Raw genomic sequence first — 20,198 nt, 5'->3', positions numbered from 1 at the left:
GACCGGCCTCAACACCGGAAGCCACGACCTCCCCGTCTCGGCCGCCCTCAACGCCTTCATGGGCACCTCCTGGGCGGCCACGCCGCTCCCCGCCGAGGACCGCGTCCCCGGGTACGCCGTGACCCCCGGCCGCCGCAGCCGCCTGTCCGCCGCCTTCCCCGGCGAGCGCCTGATCGTCCCGGCCGGCCAGCTCAAGGTCCGCAGCAACGACGTCGACTACCGCTTCCGCCCGCACAGCGCCTACGCCTGGCTCACCGGCCTCACCGGCGAGGACCAGGTCGGCCACGTCCTCGTCCTGGAGCCCACCGGCCCCGACGGCCATGAGCCCGTCCTCTACCTGCGCCCCCGCTCCCCGCGCGGCGGCGACCCGGTGCGCGGCGCCGAGTTCTTCCGCGACCGCCGCTACGGCGAGTTCTGGGTCGGCCGCCGCCCCGACCTCGACGAGGCCGCCCGGCTCACCGGCGTGCGCGTCGAGCACCTCGACGAGCTGGACAAGCTGCTCACCGGCCCGCAGCCCGTCACCCGCGTCCTCACCGGCGTCGACCCCGCGCTCGACGGCGCCACCGGCCGCCCCGGCGCCCCCGAGCTCGCCCAGGGCGACGGCCTGTTCGCCGCCGTGCTGTCCGAGCTGCGGCTGGTCAAGGACACCTGGGAGGTCGAGCAGCTCCAGCTCTCCGTCGACCACACCGTGCTCGGCTTCGAGGACGTCGTGCGCGCCCTGCCCACCGCGCTGCGCCACCACCGCGGCGAGCGCTGGATCGAGGGCGTGTTCAACCTGCGCGCCCGCGCCGAGGGCAACGGCATCGGCTACGAGACCATCGCCGCCACCGGCGCCCACGCCTGCGTCCTGCACTGGATCCGCAACGACGGCGCCCTCGACCCGAACGCCCTGCTGCTGCTCGACGCCGGCGTGGAGACCGACACCCTCTACACCGCCGACATCACCCGCACCCTGCCGCTCAGCGGCACCTTCACCCCCGTCCAGCGGCAGGCCTACGAGCTGGTGCTCGCCGCCCAGCAGGCCGGCATCGACGCGCTGCGCCCCGGCGCCCGCTTCCGCGACTTCCACAGCGCGGCCGCCCGGGTCATCGCCGAGGGCCTCGCCGACTGGGGCATCCTGCCGGTCAGCGCCGAGGAGGCGCTCGCCGACGACAGCGGCCTCTACCGCCGCTACACCCTCTGCGGCACCGGCCACATGCTCGGCCTGGACGTCCACGACTGCGCCAAGGCCCGCGCCGAGACGTACCTGGACGGCGTCCTGGAGGAGGGCCACGTGCTCACCGTCGAGCCCGGCCTCTACCTCCAGCCCGACGACGAGACGCTGCCCGCCGAACTGCGCGGCCTCGGCATCCGGATCGAGGACGACCTCGTCATCACCGCCGACGGCGCGCGTCTGATGTCCGGCGCGCTGCCCCGCACGGTGCCGGCCATCGAGGCCTGGATGGCCGAACTGCTCGGCTGAGCACCGCGGTCGAGCGGGCCGCCGGGCTCACCGCCCGGCGGCCCGCTCCCACAGCTCCGTGACCAGCTCCGCCGCCGGGCCGCCGCGCGCCGCCCGGTGGCCCGTCCCCGCCCACAGGTGCATCCCCTGCGCGTCACCGCGCCCGGCCGCCGCCGCGCGCAGCGGCTGGGTCAGGAAGTGCACGTCCGGGTAGGCGGCGGGCGCGTACGGCCCGAACCGGTCGGTGAAGTCGTTGCGCAGCGCCCGCGCCGGGCGGCCGGTGAACGCCCGGGTGACCGTCGTCGTGTCGAACTCCGTCAGCGCCGCCCGGTGCGCGGCCGAGGTCCCGGCCTCGTCCGCGCGCAGCAGCGCCGTGCCCAGCTGCACCGCCACCGCCCCGGCCCGCAGCGCGCCCGCCACCGCCGGACCGTCCGACAGCCCGCCCGCCGCGATCAGCGGCAGCCCGGTCACCGCCCGGACGGCGGCCAGCAGTTCGAGCAGCGGCAGCTCCCCGGGACGGTCCGCCGCCCGGTGGGTGCCCCGGTGCCCGCCGGCCTCCGGCCCCTGCACGCACAGCGCGTCCATCCCGACCGCCTCGGCGCGGCGCGCCTCCTCGGGCGTGGTCACCGTGCCGACCTGGAAGCTGCCCGCCGCCCGCAGCGCCCGCGCCTCCTCGGCGGAGGGCAGCCCGAAGGTGTACGAGACCACCGGCACCGGGACGGGCCCGGCGAGCAGCCCGGCGATCTTGGCCTCCCAGTCGTCCCGGTCCGGCGCGACGGACTCCGGCAGGCTCACGCCGTACCGCTCGGCCTCCGGCCGCAGCCGCTCCCGGTAGGCGGCCACGGCCGCCGGGTCGCCCGGCTCCGCGGGCACGAACAGGTTCACCCCGAACGGCCGGTCCGTCAGCTCCCGGACCCGGCGCACCTGGTCGAAGGTGTCCTCGGCGCTGCGGTACCCGGCGGCGAGGAAGCCGAGCCCGCCCACCCCGCTCACGGCGGCCGCCAGCTCCGGTGTCGACGGCCCGCCGGCCATCGGCGCGGCGATCACGGGCACGGGGAGTTCGTCGAGTCGCACGGCCATCCGGGGATCCTCCACTCACACGGCGCACCGGGGTTCTCGGGCTGTGCCGCCCACCCTACGCTCCGTGCCGGACCGCCCCGCGGCAGCGGTCAGCCCCCGCGCCGGATCAGCCCCCGCGCCCGTGCCTCCCGCACCGCCGCCGTGCGCGACTCCACGCCCAGCTTGGTGTAGATGTGCACCAGGTGCGACTTCACCGTCGCCAGGCTCAGCTGCAGCCGCCGGCCGATCGCCTGGTTGGTGAGCCCGTCGGCGACCAGCCCCAGCACCTCCGTCTCCCGGGCGCTCAGCGCCGCCCCGGGCGTCCGCATCCGCTCCAGCAGCCGGTCCGCGACGGTCGGCGCCAGCGCGGTGCGCCCCGCCGCCGCCGACCGCACCGCCCGGGCCAGCTCCTCCGGCGGCGCGTCCTTCAGCAGATACCCGGTGGCCCCCGCCTCCAGCGCCGGCAGGGTGTCCGCGTCGGTGTCGTAGGTGGTCACCACCAGCACCCGCGGCGCCCCCGCGCCCCGGGCGGTGATCGCCGCGGTGGCCTGCGCGCCGTTCATCGCCGAACCCGGCCCGAACTGCAGGTCCATCAGCACCACGTCCACCGCCAGCTCCGCCGCCAGTTCGACGGCGCGCTCGGCGGTCGCGGCCTCGGCGACGATCGCGAAGTCCGGCTCGCTCTCCAGCACGGCCCGCAGCCCGGCCCGGACCACCGGATGGTCGTCGGCCAGCAGCAGGCGGATCACGTCCCCGGTCACGGGGTCTCCTCACTCGAAGCGTCCGGTACCGGCAGCAGCACGGCGAGCGCCGTGCCCTCCCCCGGCGCGGACTCCACCGCGAACGTCCCGCCGAGCGCCCGCGCCCTGGCCCGCATCGACGGCAGCCCGAACCCGCCGTCCCCGTCGGTGCCCGCCGCCGGTCCCGCCACGGCCGCCGGATCGAAGCCGACCCCGTCGTCCACCACGTCCATGGCCACCTCCCCCGCCCGGAAGCCGAGCGTCACCTCGGCCCGCGTCGCCCGCGCGTGCCGCACCGTGTTGCCGAGCGCCGACTGCGCGATCCGCAGCAGCGCCACCTCGTGCGGCACCGGCAGCCGGACCCGCTCACCGCAGACGTGCAGCCGCACCGGCAGCCCGCTGCGCGCCGAGGTCGTCGCGCACAGCCGCTCCAGCGCGACCGGCAGGGTGTCGCTCTCCAGCGCCGGCGGGGTGAGCGCGCGCACGAAGCGGCGGGCCTCGTCGAGGTTGTCCTGCGCCGCCTGTCGGGCCTGCTCGACGTACTCGGAGGCGGCGTCGGTGCGCTCCGGCAGGGCGCGCTGCGCGGCCCGCAGCAGCAGCTGGATGCTGGTGAGGCTCTGCGCGAGGGTGTCGTGGATCTCCCGGGCCAGCCGCTCGCGCTCCGCGAGGACGCCGGCCGCGTGATGGGCGGCGGCGAGGTCGGCGCGGGCGGCGGTGAGCTCGTCGATCAGGCGGCGGCGCTCCTCGCTCTCCCGGTACAGCGCCTGGTAACCGAGGACGGTGGCGGTGGCGACGGCGGCGCCGAGCAGCGGCCCTATCGAGGCCGCGACGCTGACCGTGTGCTGGTGCGCGGAGTACGCGGCGATCGAGGCGACCGCGGTGAGCCCCACCGCGACCAGCCCGGCGCGCCGGCCGAGCAGGTGCAGTTCCAGGAAGTACAGCGGGAAGGCCAGCCAGACGCCGTCCTGCGTGGTGATCAGCACACCCGCCCAGGTGACGGCGAGCAGCGCGAGCCAGAGCCCGGCCGCCCGCCGGGAGCGGCCGACGGCGCCGATCAGCGGTCCGGCCGTGTAGACGGCGGCCATCGCGGTGGCCGCGGCGGTGACCGCGGCCGGGTCGCCGACCCGGCCCGCCAGGGCCCGGACGACGGCGAGCGCCAGCAGGCCCGCCACGAGCAGGTGCAGGCAGACCTGGAGGACGCGGGCGACGGGAGTGGTTCGGGGTCGTTCGGTCGCCATCCGTCCAGCGTAGGGTGCGCGCCGCCGTCCGGCATCAATCGAAAGGTTGAACTCCGGTTCTGCCCTTCGATGCCGAGGATCCAATCCCCGGTGCGATGCCCGGGCACCCCGCTTCGGGGGAGTCTCGTCACTGTCGCAGTGGATCGAGCGGAAGGGCTTGCGGTGTTCGTCGCCTGGAGGGATCTGAGGTTCGCCAAGGGGCGGTTCGCCCTGATGGGAACCGTCATCGTGCTGATCACGGTGCTGGTCGGGCTGCTGTCCGGCCTGACGGCCGGGCTGGGCCGGCAGAACATCTCGGCGATCACCGGGCTGTCCGCCGACCATCTGGCCTTCGGCCGGCCGGCGGACGGCCAGAAGCTGTCGTTCACCGACTCCCAGGTCACTCCCGAGCAGTGGCAGGGCTGGGCCCGGACCCCGGGCGTCACCGACGCGCAGCCGCTCGGCATCGCCACCACCAAGGCGGCGGCCGGTCCGCGCACCGCCGCGCTCTCCGTCTTCGGTGTGCCCGACGGCTCCACGCTGGCCCCGCAGGGCGCCTCGCTCGCCCCGGGCCGGGCGGTGCTGTCGAAGACCGCCGCCGAGGACCTCGGCGGGCTGCACCCGGGCGACGCGTTCAGCGTCGGCGGGCAGCCGCTGACGGTCGCGGCCGTCTCCGGGGACGCCTCCTACAGCCACACCCCGGTCGTCTGGACCACCCTCACCGACTGGCAGCGGGCCGCCCCGGGCGGCACCGGCCACGCCACCGTGGTCGCGCTCACCACCGCGAAGGGCGCCGACCTGGGCGCCGCCGACGCCACCCTCGGCACCGAGACCCGCAGCCGGGACGACGCGCTCGCCGCGATCGGCTCCTACACCTCCGAGAACGGCTCGCTGCAGCTGATGCGGGGCTTCCTGTTCGCCATCTCCGCCCTGGTGATCGGCGCCTTCTTCACCGTCTGGACGATCCAGCGCAGCGGCGACATCGCCGTCCTCAAGGCGCTCGGCGCCTCCACCCGCTACCTGCTGCGCGACGCGCTGGGGCAGGCCGTCGTCCTGCTGCTGCTCGGCACCGTGCTCGGTACGGCGCTCGCCGCCGGCCTCGGCGCGCTGATCGGCTCCGCCGTCCCGTTCGTCCTGGACGCCCCGACCGTCCTGCTGCCCGCCGTCGTCATGATCGCGCTCGGCGCGGTCGGCGCGGCCCTGTCCGTCCGCCGCATCACCTCCGTCGACCCGCTGACCGCCCTGGGGAGTGCACGATGAGCCTCGTTCTCGACCACGTCACCCTGACCTACCCGGACGGCGACGGCCGGCTGACCGCCCTCGACGACGTGTCGCTGACCGTCCCCAAGGGCACCCTGACCGCGGTGGTGGGCCCGTCCGGCTCGGGCAAGTCCAGCCTGCTGGCGGTGGCCGCCACCCTGATCGCCCCGGACTCCGGGCGGGTGGTGGTGGACGGCACCGACACCACCGGCCTGGACCGCACCGCGCTGACGGCACTGCGCCGCCACCGGATCGGCATCGTCTTCCAGCAGCCCAACCTGCTGCCCTCGCTCACCGCCGTCGAACAGCTCCAGGTGATGGCCCACCTGGACGGCCGCGCCCCGCGATCCGCCCTCCCCCGGGCCCTGGAGCTGCTGGACGCGGTCGGCCTGCGCGAGCAGGCGGGCCGCCGCCCGCACCAGCTGTCCGGCGGTCAGCGCCAGCGGGTGAACATCGCCCGCGCCCTGATGAACGACCCCACCGTCCTCCTGGTCGACGAGCCCACCAGCGCCCTCGACCACGAACGCGGCGCCGCCGTCCTGGACCTGCTCACCACCCTCACCCACCAGCGCGCCACCGCCACCGTCCTGGTCACCCACGACCGCACCCACCTCACCGCGGTCGACCAGGTCGCCGAGGTCCACGACGGCCGCCTGACGGTACCGGCGGCCGCTGTCTGACCGCGACCAGGTCCGCCACCGCGAACGAAGCCGACACCCCGACCGACGAAGGCAGGGTGAACGACTCGCCCGGGTGGTGGACCTGGCGCGTCCGGTAGGCGGCGCCGCGCGGCTCGGTGAACACCACGACCCGCAGGACCGGCGAGAGAATTCCCGTTCCTATCTCTATCGCTCGAACGGGCGGTTTCGCCCCTAGCGGGCCCGGAGCCGCAGGCCGGTGCGGGACTCCTCCTCCGCCACCTGCTGGTCCTCGGCCCACAGCGAGCGGACGTGGCTGAGGTGGCGGGTCATGCAGGACTCTGCGGCCGGGGCGTCGCCGGCGATCATCAGGTCGAGCAGCTCCAGGTGCTCCTCCGCCGAGGACACCAGCTCGCCGCGCTCGGCGAGGCGGTTGAGGCCGTAGAGGCGCGAGCGCTTGCGCAGGTCGCCGACCACCTCGACCAGGCGGGTGTTGCCGGCCAGCCCGAGCAGGTCGAGGTGGAACTGGCGGTCCGCCTCCAGGTAGCCGATCAGGTCCTGCTTGCCCGCGGCGGCGACGATCGCCTCGGCCTGCGGGCGCAGCGCCTCCAGCTGGTCGGCGTTGGCGGTGCGGGCGACCCGGCCGACGGTCGGGACCTCGATCAGGGCGCGGATCTCGGTGAAGTCGTCCAGGTCGCGCTCGGTGAGCTCGGTGACCCGGAAGCCCTTGTTGCGGACGGCCTCGACCAGTCCCTCGCGGGCGAGGTCGAGCATGGCCTCGCGGACCGGGGTGGCGGAGACGCCGAAGTCGGCGGCGAGGGCGGGCGCGGAGTAGACGACGCCGGGGCGCAGCTCGCCCGAGATGAGGGCGGCCCGCAGAGCGTGGGCGACCTGGTCGCGCAGCCGCTCCTGGACGGAGATCAGGGTGCGGGGTTTGAGGTCGGCCATGGTGTTCCTCCGGTGAGTGCAGAACACCAGCGTACAATGTCACGTTACGTTGAGTGTGCAACATCCCGTGATTCGGACGACCTGTCAGCGCCCGCGACGCACGCCCCGAGCCCATCGTGACAGGGCCGCCGCCCGGTGACAACGGTCGGCGGCCCACTATTTGATACGCCTCCCTCACTCCCGGAGCAGCCGGATCAGGCTGGTCGTGCTGGACGCCCCGTGCCCGGCCTCGACGCCCCGCCGGAAGGTGTCGGCGATCAGCCGCGGCAGCGCGCCGTCCACCCCGGAGGCCTCCACCGTGTGCCGGACGTGCTCGACGCTTGCGAGGGCCATGGTGAGGCGGTCGACGTCGCCCCCGTGGTTCCCGGCGGCGATCCGGGGCGCGTAGAAGGCGAGGAAGCCCGGCATCGAGGCGGCCGTCGAGGTGGCGTAGGGCAGGAACACGTCCGCCGGGATGCCGTTGGCCTCGGCGACGGCGGTGGCGTGCAGATAGCCGGCCAGCGAGGTCCAGAAGAGGTCCATCTGGATCTGGTAGTACAGCTGGGCGAGCCCGGGGTCGTCACCCCGGTAGTCGGCGCCGGTCAGCACCTCCAGGGCGGCCCGGTGGCGCCCGAACAGCTCGGCCGGGCCGCTGTAGAAGGTCGACGACTCCGGCCTGCCGATCCCGGACGGCGGCACCTGCACCCCGCCGGTGAGGTGGCCGGCGCCCCGCTCGGCCAGCCACCGGGCGGCCTCGCGGGCCCGCTCGGGCGTGTCGGAGCTGAGGTTGACGACGGCACGCCCGGCCAGCTCCGGTTCGGCGGCGGCCAGCACGGCGAACACCGCGTCGTAGTCGGTGAGGCTGAGCACGACCAGCTCGTTGGCGGCGACCGCCTCGGCCGCGCTCGGCGCGAGCACGGCGCCGCGGGCCACCAGGTCGGCGGCCCGCCCGGCGGTGCGGTTCCAGAGCGTGACGGCGTACCCGGCGTCGAGGTAGGCGCCGGCCATGGCCAGGCCCATCGGGCCGAGGCCGATCAGGGTGACGGACGGCGTGCCGGGCTGCTGCTGCGGTGTGACGGACATGGGGATCCCCTCCGGAGTTCGACTAGAACGAACGCTCTATCCAGGGCCCGACGCTAGCACAGCACTAGAACGAACGCTCTATTCAGCCCACCGGCTAGACTCACCCCCGTGAAGACGACGACCACCGGCACCCGTGAGCGGATCGTCCGGACCACCTCCCGGCTGCTCCAGCGCCAGGGGTTCGAGGGCACCGGCATCAAGCAGATCGCCCGCGAGGCGGAGGCCACCCTCGGCTCCGTCTACCACTTCTTCCCGGGCGGCAAGCAGGAACTGGCCGCCGAGGCGATCCGCCACGGCGACCAGGAGTTCTCCGACATGCTCCGCGAGGGGCTCGGCAGCGCCGACGACCCGGCCGAGGCGGTCACCGCCTGCACCCGCATGCTCGCCGAGGCCCTGCACGCCTCCGACTGGCAGGACGGCTGCCCGATCACCACCACCGCCCTGGAGACCGTCGGCCGGGCCCCGGTCATCGAACAGGCCGTCACCGAGGCCTTCGCCCACTGGCGCGCGATCGTCGAGGAGAAGCTGCACGGCTCGGGCATCGCCCTCACCGACGCCCGGGAACTCGCGGCCACCGTCATCAACACCCTGGAGGGCGCGGAGCTCGCCGCCCAGGTCGCCCGCAGCGAGGAACCGCTCCACCTGACCGGCCGCCACCTGGCCCGCCTGATCAACACCTACCGCTAGGGTCCTGCCGCCCGGGCCGGCGAAAACAAAGAAGCGGCCGACGTGGCGGGGGATCCCGTCCCACCACGTCGGCCGCACATCCGGCCGGTCACTTCGACGACCGCCCCCGTCCAGGGCAATGGGTCAGGGGGCGGGTGCCTGCGCTGCGCCGAGGCGCCGGCACCGTGCGTCGGGCCCCACAGCGGGCCCCGTGCCGGCCGGAGACTTCAGCCCGCGGTGCGGCGGTGGGTTTCCGCCGCGACCGCGAGGTCCTCCCAGGCCATCCCGACACTCTTGAAGAACCGCGGCCGGCCGGTCGGCACCGGCGCCTCGCCGTTCACCAGCTCGGCCAGGTTCCACAGGGTGTCGGCGCCGGTCACGCCCGCCATCAGCAGGTCGCCGGCCTCCCGCAGCGCCACCGCGCGGGCCTCCACGTAGAGCGTGGACCGGCCGACCAGCACCTCGTCCACCTCCCGCGCGTCCACCTCGTGGGAGCCGACCGCCGCCACCGCCGCGTGGTCCGGGACCAGCGCGCCGTCGAACAGCGGGGTGCGCGCGGTGGTGCAGCAGACCACCAGGTCGGCGTCCGCCACGTCGGCGGAGGTGCCGACGGCCGCCGCCACGCCGCGCGCCCGGGCGTACCGGGCCAGCGCCTCGGCGGGCTGCTCGCTGCGGGCGACCACGGTCACCCTGGTCAGCGGGCGGACGGCGAGCAGCGCGTCCAGGTGGCCGTAGGCCTGCGGGCCGGAGCCGAACAGCACCAGGTGCTCGGCCTGCGGCACCGCCAGCCGGTCCAGCGCGACGGCGGTGACCGCGGGAGTGCGCAGCGCGGTGAGCGCGACGCCGTCGATCAGGGCCAGCGGCTGCAGGGTCGGACCGTCGAGCAGCAGGTAGCTGCCGGTGATCCGGGGCAGCCCGGCGGCCGGGTTCGCGGGGGCGACCCCGGCGACCTTCACCCCGACGTACCGGGTCGAGGCGGCCGGCATCAGCAGCAGCTCCCCGGCGGGCACCGGCACCGCCGAGCGGGCGGGCGCGGCCTCCGGGTCCAGCCCGTCGATCAGCACCCGCTCGATCGCCCCGGCCGCCTCGGCGGGCGTCAGCCCGACCGGGGCGGCGGCCAGGACGTCCACCGGGCCCGACGCGGCGGGCTGGAGCGGCTCAGCCGCCGCGCCGGGCGTTTCCGGGGTCCGCACGGCGGCGGGCGCCGTCCGCAGGTCCCCGCTCACAGCAGGAACCCCGCGCCGAGGGTGTCCTGCGGGTCGAGCACGAAACGGTGCTCGCCGGTGCGGTGCGCGGTGCCGGTCACCTCGGTGACCACGCCGTCGCCCCACGGGTCGCCGCCGGCCAGCACCCGCCCGCCGAAGACGGTGCCGACGATCGACTCGTGCCGCAGCTCCTCACCGGGCGCCAGCCGTCCCTCGGCGGCCAGGATCGCCAGCCGGGCCGAGGTACCGGAGCCGCACGGCGAACGGTCGATCTGACCGTCCGCGAACACGGTGACGTTGCGCTGGTTCAGCGCACCCCCCTCAGCGGGGAGTTCGTCGTGCAGGATCACCCCGTAGACGCCCGACAGGCGCGGGTCGACGGGGTGCCGCACCGCCGGGGAGCCGGCCAGCGCAGCACGGATCTCCCGCCCGATCGCGGTGAGTTCGGGCAGCTGCCCGAGGCTCACCGAGAGGCCGAGCGCGGCGGCCGGCACCGAGGCGTAGCAGGCGCCGGAGTGCGCGACGGCCACCTCGACGGTGCCGCGCGAGGTCTCCACCGGCAGCTTCAGCTCGCTCACCCAGGCGGGCACGTTGCGGAACGTCACCCCGGTGGTCCGCCCGGCGGCCCGGTGGACCAGCGCGGTGACCCGGCCGGACGGCACGTCGATCCGCACCCGGGCGACGCCGAAGTCGGGCGCCGCGACCAGGCCGGAGTCGACGGCCCAGGCGCCGAGCGCGATGGTGCCGTGGCCGCAGGCGGTCGAGTAGCCGTCCTTGTGCCAGAACAGCACGCCGAAGTCGGCCTCGTCGTCGTCCGCCGGCACCAGGAAGCCGCCGTACATCCCGGCGTGGCCGCGCGGCTCGCGGGTGAGCAGCTGACGGATGTCGTCCAGCGCGCTCGGCCGGGGCGCGGTCGCGGTGCCGCCGGCGCCGATGGCGATGGCCCGCCGCTCGGCGACGCTGTCCCCGGGGATCACCGGCGCACCGGCGACGACGATCCGGAACGGCTCGCCGGCCGTGTGGTAGTCGACGGTGTCCACGTGCAGGGACGCACCGTCGGCGGCGTCGATGCCGTCGATGCCGTCAATGGGCTGCGCCGGCATCAGGCACCCCCGGCCGGCAGCAGGGTGACGGTGCGGCTCTGGGTGTAGAAGTCCAGCGCCGCCTGCCCCTGCTCGCGCGCGCCGTGGCTGGCGCCCTTGGCGCCGCCGAACGGCAGGTGGAAGTCGACGCCGCTGGACGGCGCGTTGACCCGGATCATGCCCGCGTTCAGCCGGTCGGCGGCGGCCAGTGCCGCGTCCAGGTCCCCGGTGTGCACCGAGGCGGACAGCGTGTACGGGGTGTCGTTGGCGAGCGCGATCGCCTCGTCCAGGTCGGCCGCCGGGTGCAGCAGCGCGATCGGGCCGAAGAACTCCTCGCGCCGCAGCGGGTGGTCGTCCGGCACCCCGGCGACGAGGGTCGGCTCCAGGTACCAGCCGTCCCGCGCCGGGACGCCGCCGCCGGTCAGCACCTCGGCGCCGGCCTCCTGGGCGGAGGTGACGGCCGCGGTGATCTCGTCCCGGGTGGTCTCGTTGATGACCGGGCCGCAGGAGGTCTCGTCGACCGCGGCGAGCGCCTTGACCAGCGCGGCGCGCAGCGGCTCGTAGGCCTCGCCGACCGCGACGACCCGGCTGGTGGCGGTGCACTTCTGGCCCGCGTAGCCGGCGATCGCGTTGGCGAGGTGGGCGGCGGCCTGGTCGAAGTCGGCGTCCGGCAGGACGATCGCGGTGTTCAGCCCGCCGAGCTCGGCCTGCACCGGGATGCCGCGCTCGGTGGCGGTGCGGACGACCTGCCGGCCGACCCCGGTGGAGCCGGTGAAGGAGACCACGTCGGCCGCGGCGACCAGGGTGCTGCCCTCGGCGCCGCCGCCCGGCAGCACGGTGAAGACGTCCGCGGGCAGCCCGGCCCCGGCGATCAGCTCGCCCAGCCGCCGCGCCACGCCGATCGCCTCCGAGGAGGGCTTGAGGACGACGCTGTTGCCGACGGCCAGCGCCGGGGCGGCCTTCCAGGTCGGGATCGCCAGCGGGAAGTTCCACGGCGTGATCAGCCCGGCGACCCCGTACGGGCGGCGGCGGGTGAGCAGCAGGCCGGGCCCGCCGGCGGTCTCGTGCACCTCGCCGGAGGCGGCGAACGGGGCCTGCGCGTAGTAGCGCCAGATCGCGACGGTGCGGGCGACCTCGCCGCGCGCCTCGGCGATCGGCTTGCCGACCTCGCGCACCACCAGCTCGGCCAGCTCCTCGGCGTGCGTCTCGACCGCCGCGGCGATCCGGGTGAGCGCGGCCGAGCGGGCGCCGGCGCCGGCGGCGAGCCAGCCGGGCTGGGCGGCGCGGGCACGGGCGACGGCGGCCTCGACGGCTTCGGTGCCGGGGCGGGGCGCCTCGGCGACGAGGTCCGCGGGGTCGGCGGGGTTGTACGAACGGATCGTCACTGGGGGCAGCCCTTCGGGGGATTCGACGGGAGGGGGTGGAACGGGACCGGCCGGGCGGTCAGAGCAGGAAGCCGGCCGGGAACGGGTCGGTGGGGTCGAGGAAGTACTGGGCGGTGCCGGTGACCCAGGCACGCCCGGTGACGGTCGGCACCACCGCGGGACGCCCGGCCACCTCGGTCTCCTCGACCAGGCGGCCGATGAAGGTGGTCCCGATGAAGGAGTCGTTGCGGAAGTCCCGGTCCAGCGGCAGCTCGCCGCGCGCGTGCAGCTGGGCCATCCGGGCGGAGGTGCCGGTGCCGCAGGGCGAGCGGTCGAACCAGCCGGGGTGGATGGCCATCGCGTGCCGGGAGTGCTCGGCGGTGGAGCCGGGGGCGAGCAGCTGGACGTGGTGGCAGCTGTGGATGGACGGGTTCTCCGGGTGCACCGGCCGGTCCGGGCCCGCGTTGATGGCGTCCATCAGGGCCAGGCCCGCGTCCAGGATGTCCTGCTTGCGCTCCCGCTCGAACGGCAGGCCGAACTCGTCGAGGGGCAGGATGGCGTAGAAGTTGCCGCCGTAGGCGAGGTCATAGGTCACCGTGCCGAAGCCGGGCACCTCGATCTTCTGGTCCAGCGCGACCGAGTAGGACGGCACGTTGCGGATGGTGACCGCCTTGGCGGCGCCGTTCTCCACCGCGACGTCGGCGATCACCAGGCCCGCCGGGGTGTCCAGCCGGACGGTGGTGACCGGCTCGACGACCGGCACCATGCCCGTCTCCACCAGCACGGTGGCCACGCCGATGGTGCCGTGGCCGCACATCGGCAGCAGGCCGGAGACCTCGATGTAGAGCACGCCCCAGTCGGCGTCCGGCCGGGTCGGCGGCTGCAGGATGGCGCCGCTCATCGCGGCGTGGCCGCGGGGCTCGTACATCAGCAGCGTCCGGAACTGGTCCAGGTGCTGCTGGAAGTGGACGCGGCGCTCGGCCATGGTGGCACCGGGGATGACGCCGAACCCGCCGGTGATGACCCGGGTGGGCATGCCCTCGGTGTGCGAGTCGACGGCGTGGAAGACGTGGCGGCTGCGCATCAGCTGACGCTCCGTGGGTGGTGGGTGGTGGAGGGGGGCGGCCCGTGGAGGGCCGCCAGGGGGCCGGCTGCCGCCGCAGCCGGCCGTCCCGGACTCCGGGAACTACGGGGTGCCGATCAGGCGAGGCCCTCGGCCAGCGCCTTCTCGGTGGCCGCGCGGACGGCCGCCTCGATCTCCGGGGTCAGCGGCAGGCGCGGGGCGCGGGTCGGACCGCCGGGGCGGCCGGCGATGTCCATGGAGAGCTTGATCGCCTGGACGAACTCGGTCTTGGAGTCCCAGCGCAGCAGCTGGTGCAGCGCCTTGTACAGCGGCAGCGCGGTGCCCAGGTCGTGGGCGACGGCGGCCTGGTACAGCGCGACGCTCGCCTCCGGCAGCGCGTTCGGGTAACCGGCGATCCAGCCGACGGCGCCGGCCAGGGCCAGCTCCAGCAGCACGTCGTCGGCGCCGATCAGCAGGTCCAGGCCCGGGGCCAGCTCGGCGATCTCGTACGCCCGGCGGACGTCGCCGGTGAACTCCTTGACCGCGACGATCGAGCCCTCGCCGTGCAGCTCGGCGAGCAGCGACGGGACGAGGTCGACCTTGGTGTCGATCGGGTTGTTGTAGGCCACGATCGGCACGCCGGCCTTGGCGACCTCGGCGTAGTGGCCGCGCACGGCGGCCCGGTCGGCGCGGTAGGCGTTCGGCGGCAGCAGCAGGACGGAGCCGGCGCCGGCCTCGGCGGCCTGCTCGGCCCAGCGGCGGGACTCGGCGCTGCCGTAGGCGGCGACGCCGGGCATCACGCGGGAACCGTCGCCGGCCGCCTCGACGGCGACCTCGACGACCTTGGCGCGCTCCTCGGCGGTGAGGGTCTGGTACTCGCCGAGCGAGCCGTTGGGGACGACGCCGTCGCAGCCCGACTCGATCAGCCAGCGGACGTGGTCGGCGTAGGCGTCGTAGTCGACGGAGAGGTCCGGGCGCAGCGGCAGCGTGGTGGCGACCATGATGCCGCGCCAGGGCTTGGTGGCGTCGTGCAGGGTCTTGGACACAGGTGACTCCTTGGTGAGGTGTGACATTTTATAAAGGGGCACGCGGCGGACACAAGAGGCGCCGCCGAGCGATTTCGGGCGGGTCGGCCGGGAACCGGACGAATCCGGTCCCGGCCGGTCAAGCTCAGTCCAGCTCAGTCCCGACCGATCGAGCTCAGTTCTGGTCGGTCCGCCCGGCCTGGTCGGTCGTGTCGGTCCGGTCGGCCGTGTCGGTCCGGTCGGCCGCGAGCTGTCCGAGCGGAACGGGGCAGGAGAACGGCCGGCTGTCGGCCCGCACCTCCCCGTCCTGGGCGCCGCCGCCGGCCAGGCAGGCCACCGCCGGACCGCACATCCGGCCCTGGCACCAGCCCATCCCGGCCCTGGTCAGCAGCTTGACGGTGCGCGCGTCGCCCGCGCCCAGCTCGTCCACCGCCTCGCGGATCCGCCCGGCCGGGACCTCCTCGCAGCGGCAGACGTCGGTGTCCTCCCGCAGCCAGTCGGTCCAGCCCGGGCCGGGCCGGTGGGCGGCCGCCATCAGCTCGGCGAAGGCCCGCAGCCGGGAGCGCCGCCGCAGCAGCGCGGTGCGCACCGGCCGGTCGGCGACCGCGTGCGCGGCCAGCTCGCCCTCGGTGATCGCCAGGTCGGCGCCGCCGACCCCACAGGTCTCGCCGGCCGCCCAGAGCCCGGGGACGGTGGTCCTCAGGCGGGCGTCGACCTTGAGCGCCGCCGTCCCGTCGGGCGTGGTGCGGGTGGCCGCGCCCAACTCGGTGGCCAGCTCGATCTGCGGGACCAGGCCGTGGCCGACGGCGAGCGCGTCGCACTCGATCCGCCGCCCACTGCCGGGCACCGGACGCCATTCGGCGTCCAACCGGGCCACCGTGACGGCGGTGACCCGGTCCGTTCCGTGTACCTCGACGACCGCGCTGCGCGGCCGCAGCCGCACGCCGTGCCGCAGCAGCGCGGAGCCGTGCCCGGCGCCCTCGACGAGCTTGGCCGGAACGGCGGCCAGCACGCCGGGGCGTCGGGCGTACCCGAGGTAGGCGGTGGCCTCGACCACCGCGGGCACCTCGGCGCCGGCGGTGACCAGCGAGGAGGCCGCCGCGAGCAGCAGCGGGCCGCTGCCGGCCACCACGATCCGTCGGCCGGGCAGCACCAGGCCGGCCTTGAGCATGGCCTGGGCGCCGCCGGCGGTGACCACTCCGGGCAGGGTCCAGCCGGGGAAGGGCAGCTGCCGCTCGTAGGCGCCGGTGGCGAGCAGCACGGCTTCCGAGCGGACGGTGGCCCGGTCCTCGGCGTCCGGTCCGGTGGTGACGTGCAGCCGCCAGTCGCGCTCCCCGGCGCGCTCCAGCGCCCACACCTGGTGGCCGGACAGCACGTCGACGCGGCCGGCCGTCCGGTGGGCGGCGAGCCGGTCGGCGAGGCCGGTGTAGACGGACCAGCCGTGGTGCAGCCGGTCCGGCCGGGCGGCGCCGAGGCCGGGGGCCGGGTGACGGTAGTACTGGCCGCCGGTGCTGCGGCCGGCGTCGACCAGGGCGCAGCGCAGCCCGAGGTCGGCGGCGGTCACGGCGGCGGCGAGGCCGGCCGGTCCGGCGCCGATCACCGCGAGGTCGTAGGGGCGCGGCTCACCGGCCACGGGGTCAGACGTCGAGCTCGGCACGGCCGTGGCCCTCCTGGGTGGTGACGGTGGTGCCGGGCTCGGCCGGCAGCAGGCAGGTGCGCTGGTTGGGCCGCCCGTCGACGGTGGCCAGGCAGTCGAAGCAGGCGCCGATCCCGCAGAACGCCCCGCGCGGCTTCCCGCCGACCCGGGTGGTGCGCCAGGCGAGCACGCCGTCGGCCCACAGGGCGGCGGCGATGGTCTGCCCGGGCAGCGCGGGCACGGGCCGGCCGTCGAAGTCGATGGTGAACGCGGGCCCGGGTTCGGCCTCGACCAGATCCGCGGGGGTACGGCTACGGCGCATGGGTGGGGGTTCTCCGTTCAGCTCATGAGCCGATCGTGGGGTGGTCGGACGACCTGACCGCAAAGTGCACTTTGCAAAGTCGTCGCACACTTTGCAAAGTGTGCGGCGACCTCAGGCAGGCCCTCGGGCGGGGCCTCAGGCGGGGCCTCAGGCGGCGTCGTCCTCGGCCGGAAAGCGGTCGGCCCGGAAGGGGGCGAGACCGAGATCCGGCTCCTTGCCGGTGAGCTGCTGGGCGATCAGCAGCCCGGTGGACGGGGCCAGACCGATGCCCGCGCCCTCGTGACCGCAGGCGTGGTACAGCCCGGGCACCCGGGGGTCGGCGCCGATCGCGGGCAGGTGGTCCGGCAGGTACGGCCGGAAGCCGCGGTAGGCGCGCATCACGTTCACCCCGGCCAGCACCGGGAAGAGCGCGGCGGCCTGGGCGGCCAGCCGGTGCAGCACCTCCACCGAGAGCGTCCGGTCGAAGCCGACCCGCTCGCGGCTGGCGCCGATCAGCACCGGCCCGCCGGGCGTCCCCTCGACCACGGCCGAGGTCTGCAGCGCGGCGGAGCCGCTGGCCACGTCCGCCACGTAGTCGGCGGCGTACACCTTGTGCCGGACGATCCGCGGCAGCGGCTCGGTGACCAGCACGAACCCGCGCCGCGGCAGCACCGGCAGCCGGACGCCGGCCAGCGCGGCCAGCTCACCGCCCCAGGTGCCGGCGGCGTTGACCACGGCGGCCGCGTCCAGCCGCCGCCGCTCGGTCTCGACGCCGCGCACGGCGCCGTCGGCCCCGAGCCGCACGGCCCGGACGGCCTCGCCGGTGTACAGCCGCGCCCCGGCCCGGCGGGCCGCGCGCAGCAGGTGGGCGGCGGCCAGCGCGGGCTGGACCTGGGCGTCCTGGGGGTAGTGGAAGCCACCGGCCAGGCCGGGCGCGAGGTGCGGTTCGAGCTCGTTCAGCCGCTCGCCGGGGATCTCCTCGGCGGTGACGCCGACCGCCCGCTGCGCGGCCGCGAAGGCGCGCAGCGCCTCCTGCCGGGCGGGTGTGGCGGCGACCACCAGGCCGCCCTTGGCCTCGTACTCGACGGCGGCGCCGAACTCGTCGGAGAGTTCGCGCCACAGGCCGGTGGAGTGCAGGGCGAGGTCGAGCTCGGGGCCGGGCTCCTTGTCGGAGACCAGCAGGTTGCCCTCGCCGGCGCCGGTGGTGCCGCCGGCGACCGGACCGCGGTCGACGACGTCGACGGCGAGGCCGGCCCGGGCGGCGTAGTACGCGCAGGCGGCGCCGACGACACCGGCACCGACCACCACGACGTCGGGGAGTCTCTGGGAGTGGGACACGTCAGTAATATGTCACATGCCATCGAACCTGCCAAGACCATCCGGCCGGAACGGGCCAAAGACATCGAAAAGCCCCGGCCCGCCGCTCGGAAAGCGGCGGGCCGGGGCTCGGGGCCCGTGGCCGGACCTCAGGTCATCGGCCGGTTCAGGTGATGTCGTCCATCTGCTCGTGGCGGGCGGCCGGCACGTGACCCGAGGCGCTCGGCGTGCTCGACGCCTCGATCGCCTCGGCCCCGGCGACCGGCGCCACCGAGAGGTCCACGTGCGAGGCCTCCTCGTCGCTCAGCGCGAGGTCCGGGTTGCGCCGGGCCTTGCGCCGGTCGTTCAGCATCGCCACCCCGACCGCGAGGAAGTACAGCGCCCAGATCGGCGCGGCCAGCGCCAGCATCGTGAGCGGGTCGGCGCTGGGCGTCGCGAAGGCGGCGAACACGGTGATGCCCATCACCATGCCGCGCCACCAGCCCAGCAGCCGCTTGCCGGTGACCATGCCGACCAGGTTCAGCATGACCAGCAGCAGCGGGAACTCGAAGGCCAGGCCGAAGATCAGCACCAGCCGGGTGGCGATGTCGAAGTAGTCCGCGGGCGGCAGGATCGGCGTGGTCTGGTCCGGGGTGAACGAGATCAGCACCTGGACGGTCACCGGCAGCAGCAGGATCGCCAGGGTCACACCGGCCAGGAACAGCGGCGCGCCGCAGGCGATGAAGAGCACGGTGTACTTGCGCTCGTGCTTGTGCAGGCCGGGCGCCACGAAGGCCCACAGCTGGTACAGCCAGACCGGGACGGTGACGACCACACCGACGGTCAGGGCGACCTTGAGCATCCAGTTGAAGCCCGCGGTCAGACCGATGGTGGAGACCTGCGCGCACTTGCCCTTGGTGGTCTCGATGGTCTCCGGGGTGCACTGCGGCAGCGGCTTGAGCAGCAGCGTCTCGATCTGCTTGTGGAAGATCAGCGCGACGATCGTGATCACCACGATCGCCAGGACCGACTTGACCACGCGGTTCCGCAGTTCCCGCAGGTGGTCGGCGAGGGCCATCCGCCCCTCGGGATCCTTGGGCGTCTTCGACGCCTTGGTGAGCTTGCTCAACCCCGGTCCTCAACTCGTGCGTCGAGGCCCGCCGGTCGACGGGCCTCCAGTGGTCGCGTGTGCGGCGCGCTCAGCGCGCCCCGCCGTCCGGAGCGGACTGCCCGGCGGGCTGCTCGTTCACCGGGCGGGCGGTCGCGGACGCTCCCGGGGCGGACTGGATGGTCTTCGCCGTACCGCCGTCGGCCACCGCCGGGGCGGACGGCGCCGGGGTGCCGTCGGTGCCGTCGGTGCGCATCGCCTTGGCCTCGCTCTTGAGGATCCGGGCCGACTGGCCCAGCGAACGCGCCAGATCCGGCAGCCGCTTGGCGCCGAAAAGCACAATGGCGATGACCGCGACCAGGAGGATCGCGGTGAACGAGACCCGCATGCTCGACCACCTTCAGTCTCGGCGGCACCCGACGGGCCGCCCGCTGCGGGGATGGTAACCGCTGCGGGTGACGCCGTGACGACGGCCGCCCGAACAGGACAGCGGCCCCCGTTCGCGCGCAGGAGCCAACTGAGAGCGTAACGCGCCCCTACCTCCGAACAGCAGCCCCCGGTGCGCTCCGTTCGACATCACCGGCAGGTCCGCGACGGTCCGCCGCGCTCCGTGCGCCGGGGTGAACGCTCCGTACGCCGGACCGCGGCGGGCCCGCGCGCCGTCAGGAGCGGGCCGCCGCCGAGGCCGCGAGGTCGCCGGCCGCCTCGGCCAGCGCCCGCGAGGCGGCGTCCACGCCCTTGGCCAGGGCCCGCACATCCATCCAGAGCCGGACCGCGAGGACGCCGAGCACCAGCAGGCCGGCGGTGGCGAGGAGGACGGCGGCGACGAGCATCCAGGACATGGACCCCACCCTAGCGGCCCCGCTCACCGGCCCCGCTCATCCCTCGGCCGGCACCAGCCGCATGGTCCGCACCCCGGCCTCGGTCAGCGCGGCGACGATCTTCTCCCCGGCGGGCTTGCGCACCGCCGCCCCGCACAGCGGGCACCCGAAGCTGTAGTGCGGCTGCGCCGCCGCACGGCCGAAGGTCAGGCGGAACGCCTCGACCGGCAGCTCCACCTTCTCCCGGCACTCCGAGCAGTACACCT

21 protein-coding genes are annotated in these 20,198 nt (G+C 75.3%); 4 read left to right on the top strand and 17 right to left on the bottom strand.

Annotated features, from left to right (window positions below; translation table 11 throughout):
- The first annotated feature begins 58 nt into the window (after window positions 1-58).
- Window positions 59-1,462, top strand: coding sequence for an aminopeptidase P family protein (locus ACFVVU_RS33185; protein ID WP_387793797.1), 1,404 nt, complete (start codon window positions 59-61; stop codon window positions 1,460-1,462).
- Between the two features lie 27 nt (window positions 1,463-1,489).
- Here the strand turns inward: ACFVVU_RS33185 and ACFVVU_RS33180 are convergent, their stop codons facing one another.
- From ACFVVU_RS33180 to ACFVVU_RS33170, 3 genes are all read right to left on the bottom strand, one after another.
- A complete protein-coding gene (locus ACFVVU_RS33180) occupies window positions 1,490-2,521 on the bottom strand; it encodes a nitronate monooxygenase (RefSeq protein WP_387793786.1) in 1,032 nt (343 codons plus the stop codon).
- Between the two features lie 89 nt (window positions 2,522-2,610).
- The gene (locus ACFVVU_RS33175) at window positions 2,611-3,261 is read right to left on the bottom strand and encodes a response regulator (protein WP_380683556.1); all 651 of its coding nucleotides are present in this window, start codon (window positions 3,259-3,261) and stop codon (window positions 2,611-2,613) included.
- Entirely contained in the window at window positions 3,258-4,478 is a 1,221-nt protein-coding gene (locus ACFVVU_RS33170; RefSeq protein ID WP_380683555.1) for a sensor histidine kinase, read from the bottom strand. Before ACFVVU_RS33170 ends, ACFVVU_RS33175 begins: the two co-directional genes overlap by 4 nt.
- A 162-nt stretch (window positions 4,479-4,640) precedes the next feature.
- Here ACFVVU_RS33170 and ACFVVU_RS33165 point away from each other — a divergent pair, with 162 nt between their 5' ends.
- Both ACFVVU_RS33165 and ACFVVU_RS33160 read left to right on the top strand, forming a co-directional pair.
- Window positions 4,641-5,717, top strand: a complete 1,077-nt coding sequence (locus ACFVVU_RS33165) for an ABC transporter permease (RefSeq protein ID WP_380683554.1) — start codon at window positions 4,641-4,643, stop codon at window positions 5,715-5,717.
- Complete coding sequence (locus ACFVVU_RS33160) at window positions 5,714-6,397, top strand: ABC transporter ATP-binding protein (RefSeq protein ID WP_387793785.1); 684 nt, start codon at window positions 5,714-5,716, stop codon at window positions 6,395-6,397. The genes ACFVVU_RS33165 and ACFVVU_RS33160 overlap by 4 nt, the downstream gene beginning before the upstream one ends.
- Before the next feature lie 192 nt (window positions 6,398-6,589).
- On the opposite strand, the gene ACFVVU_RS33155 is transcribed toward ACFVVU_RS33160, so the two are convergent.
- Together ACFVVU_RS33155 and ACFVVU_RS33150 are read right to left on the bottom strand one after the other, a co-directional pair.
- Window positions 6,590-7,303, bottom strand: coding sequence for a GntR family transcriptional regulator (locus ACFVVU_RS33155; RefSeq protein WP_380683552.1), 714 nt, complete (start codon window positions 7,301-7,303; stop codon window positions 6,590-6,592).
- A 174-nt stretch (window positions 7,304-7,477) separates the two neighbouring features.
- Window positions 7,478-8,365, bottom strand: a complete 888-nt coding sequence (locus ACFVVU_RS33150) for an NAD(P)-dependent oxidoreductase (protein WP_380683551.1) — start codon at window positions 8,363-8,365, stop codon at window positions 7,478-7,480.
- A gap of 108 nt (window positions 8,366-8,473) precedes the next feature.
- Here ACFVVU_RS33150 and ACFVVU_RS33145 point away from each other — a divergent pair, with 108 nt between their 5' ends.
- On the top strand, window positions 8,474-9,052 hold the full coding sequence (locus tag ACFVVU_RS33145) for a TetR/AcrR family transcriptional regulator (protein WP_380683550.1): 579 nt from the start codon (window positions 8,474-8,476) through the stop codon (window positions 9,050-9,052).
- Window positions 9,053-9,258: 206 nt separating this feature from the next.
- On the opposite strand, the gene ACFVVU_RS33140 is transcribed toward ACFVVU_RS33145, so the two are convergent.
- The 12 genes from ACFVVU_RS33140 to ACFVVU_RS33085 all read right to left on the bottom strand — a co-directional run bounded on the left by ACFVVU_RS33140 (window position 9,259) and on the right by ACFVVU_RS33085 (window position 20,196).
- The gene (locus tag ACFVVU_RS33140; RefSeq protein ID WP_380683549.1) at window positions 9,259-10,257 is read right to left on the bottom strand and encodes an ornithine cyclodeaminase family protein; all 999 of its coding nucleotides are present in this window, start codon (window positions 10,255-10,257) and stop codon (window positions 9,259-9,261) included.
- A complete protein-coding gene (locus ACFVVU_RS33135) occupies window positions 10,254-11,339 on the bottom strand; it encodes a proline racemase family protein (RefSeq protein ID WP_387793784.1) in 1,086 nt (361 codons plus the stop codon). The genes ACFVVU_RS33140 and ACFVVU_RS33135 overlap by 4 nt, the downstream gene beginning before the upstream one ends.
- The gene (locus ACFVVU_RS33130; RefSeq protein WP_380683547.1) at window positions 11,339-12,703 is read right to left on the bottom strand and encodes an aldehyde dehydrogenase family protein; all 1,365 of its coding nucleotides are present in this window, start codon (window positions 12,701-12,703) and stop codon (window positions 11,339-11,341) included. The genes ACFVVU_RS33135 and ACFVVU_RS33130 overlap by 1 nt, the downstream gene beginning before the upstream one ends.
- Window positions 12,704-12,761: 58 nt before the next feature.
- Window positions 12,762-13,766, bottom strand: coding sequence for a proline racemase family protein (locus ACFVVU_RS33125; RefSeq protein ID WP_387793783.1), 1,005 nt, complete (start codon window positions 13,764-13,766; stop codon window positions 12,762-12,764).
- A 116-nt stretch (window positions 13,767-13,882) separates the two neighbouring features.
- Window positions 13,883-14,746 carry a dihydrodipicolinate synthase family protein gene (locus ACFVVU_RS33120; RefSeq protein WP_380683558.1) on the bottom strand — a complete coding sequence of 288 codons (864 nt, stop codon included), beginning with the start codon at window positions 14,744-14,746 and terminating at the stop codon, window positions 13,883-13,885.
- A 199-nt stretch (window positions 14,747-14,945) separates the two neighbouring features.
- Complete coding sequence (locus ACFVVU_RS33115; RefSeq protein WP_387793782.1) at window positions 14,946-16,427, bottom strand: NAD(P)/FAD-dependent oxidoreductase; 1,482 nt, start codon at window positions 16,425-16,427, stop codon at window positions 14,946-14,948.
- Window positions 16,408-16,728 carry a (2Fe-2S)-binding protein gene (locus tag ACFVVU_RS33110; protein WP_380683542.1) on the bottom strand — a complete coding sequence of 107 codons (321 nt, stop codon included), beginning with the start codon at window positions 16,726-16,728 and terminating at the stop codon, window positions 16,408-16,410. The genes ACFVVU_RS33115 and ACFVVU_RS33110 overlap by 20 nt, the downstream gene beginning before the upstream one ends.
- A gap of 147 nt (window positions 16,729-16,875) precedes the next feature.
- Window positions 16,876-18,045 (bottom strand): NAD(P)/FAD-dependent oxidoreductase, encoded by a 1,170-nt coding sequence (locus ACFVVU_RS33105; protein ID WP_380683540.1) that lies wholly within the window; start codon window positions 18,043-18,045, stop codon window positions 16,876-16,878.
- A 145-nt stretch (window positions 18,046-18,190) separates the two neighbouring features.
- Complete coding sequence (gene tatC / locus ACFVVU_RS33100) at window positions 18,191-19,081, bottom strand: twin-arginine translocase subunit TatC (protein WP_380688769.1); 891 nt, start codon at window positions 19,079-19,081, stop codon at window positions 18,191-18,193.
- A gap of 121 nt (window positions 19,082-19,202) precedes the next feature.
- Window positions 19,203-19,499 (bottom strand): Sec-independent protein translocase subunit TatA, encoded by a 297-nt coding sequence (gene tatA / locus ACFVVU_RS33095; RefSeq protein ID WP_380688762.1) that lies wholly within the window; start codon window positions 19,497-19,499, stop codon window positions 19,203-19,205.
- Between the two features lie 274 nt (window positions 19,500-19,773).
- Complete coding sequence (locus tag ACFVVU_RS33090) at window positions 19,774-19,953, bottom strand: hypothetical protein (protein ID WP_355372477.1); 180 nt, start codon at window positions 19,951-19,953, stop codon at window positions 19,774-19,776.
- Between the two features lie 36 nt (window positions 19,954-19,989).
- Entirely contained in the window at window positions 19,990-20,196 is a 207-nt protein-coding gene (locus ACFVVU_RS33085; protein ID WP_380688764.1) for a hypothetical protein, read from the bottom strand.
- Between the last annotated feature and the right edge of the window lie 2 nt (window positions 20,197-20,198).

The organism is Kitasatospora sp. NPDC057965, assembly GCF_042887135.1.
Lineage (GTDB): Bacteria > Actinomycetota > Actinomycetes > Streptomycetales > Streptomycetaceae > Kitasatospora.
This window is presented reverse-complemented; position numbering and strand designations above follow the sequence as displayed.

Coding starts and splice junctions, on each gene's coding strand:
- ACFVVU_RS33185 (WP_387793797.1), top strand. CDS start 59: ATGGGCACCTCCTGGGCGGCCACGCCGCTCCCCGCCGAGGACCGCGTC.
- ACFVVU_RS33180 (WP_387793786.1), bottom strand. CDS start 2,521: ATGGCCGTGCGACTCGACGAACTCCCCGTGCCCGTGATCGCCGCGCCG.
- ACFVVU_RS33170 (WP_380683555.1), bottom strand. CDS start 4,478: ATGGCGACCGAACGACCCCGAACCACTCCCGTCGCCCGCGTCCTCCAG.
- ACFVVU_RS33160 (WP_387793785.1), top strand. CDS start 5,714: ATGAGCCTCGTTCTCGACCACGTCACCCTGACCTACCCGGACGGCGAC.
- ACFVVU_RS33155 (WP_380683552.1), bottom strand. CDS start 7,303: ATGGCCGACCTCAAACCCCGCACCCTGATCTCCGTCCAGGAGCGGCTG.
- ACFVVU_RS33150 (WP_380683551.1), bottom strand. CDS start 8,365: ATGTCCGTCACACCGCAGCAGCAGCCCGGCACGCCGTCCGTCACCCTG.
- ACFVVU_RS33135 (WP_387793784.1), bottom strand. CDS start 11,339: ATGCCGGCGCAGCCCATTGACGGCATCGACGGCATCGACGCCGCCGAC.
- ACFVVU_RS33125 (WP_387793783.1), bottom strand. CDS start 13,766: ATGCGCAGCCGCCACGTCTTCCACGCCGTCGACTCGCACACCGAGGGC.
- ACFVVU_RS33120 (WP_380683558.1), bottom strand. CDS start 14,746: ATGGTCGCCACCACGCTGCCGCTGCGCCCGGACCTCTCCGTCGACTAC.
- ACFVVU_RS33110 (WP_380683542.1), bottom strand. CDS start 16,728: ATGCGCCGTAGCCGTACCCCCGCGGATCTGGTCGAGGCCGAACCCGGG.
- tatC (WP_380688769.1), bottom strand. CDS start 19,081: ATGGCCCTCGCCGACCACCTGCGGGAACTGCGGAACCGCGTGGTCAAG.
- tatA (WP_380688762.1), bottom strand. CDS start 19,499: ATGCGGGTCTCGTTCACCGCGATCCTCCTGGTCGCGGTCATCGCCATT.
- ACFVVU_RS33090 (WP_355372477.1), bottom strand. CDS start 19,953: ATGTCCTGGATGCTCGTCGCCGCCGTCCTCCTCGCCACCGCCGGCCTG.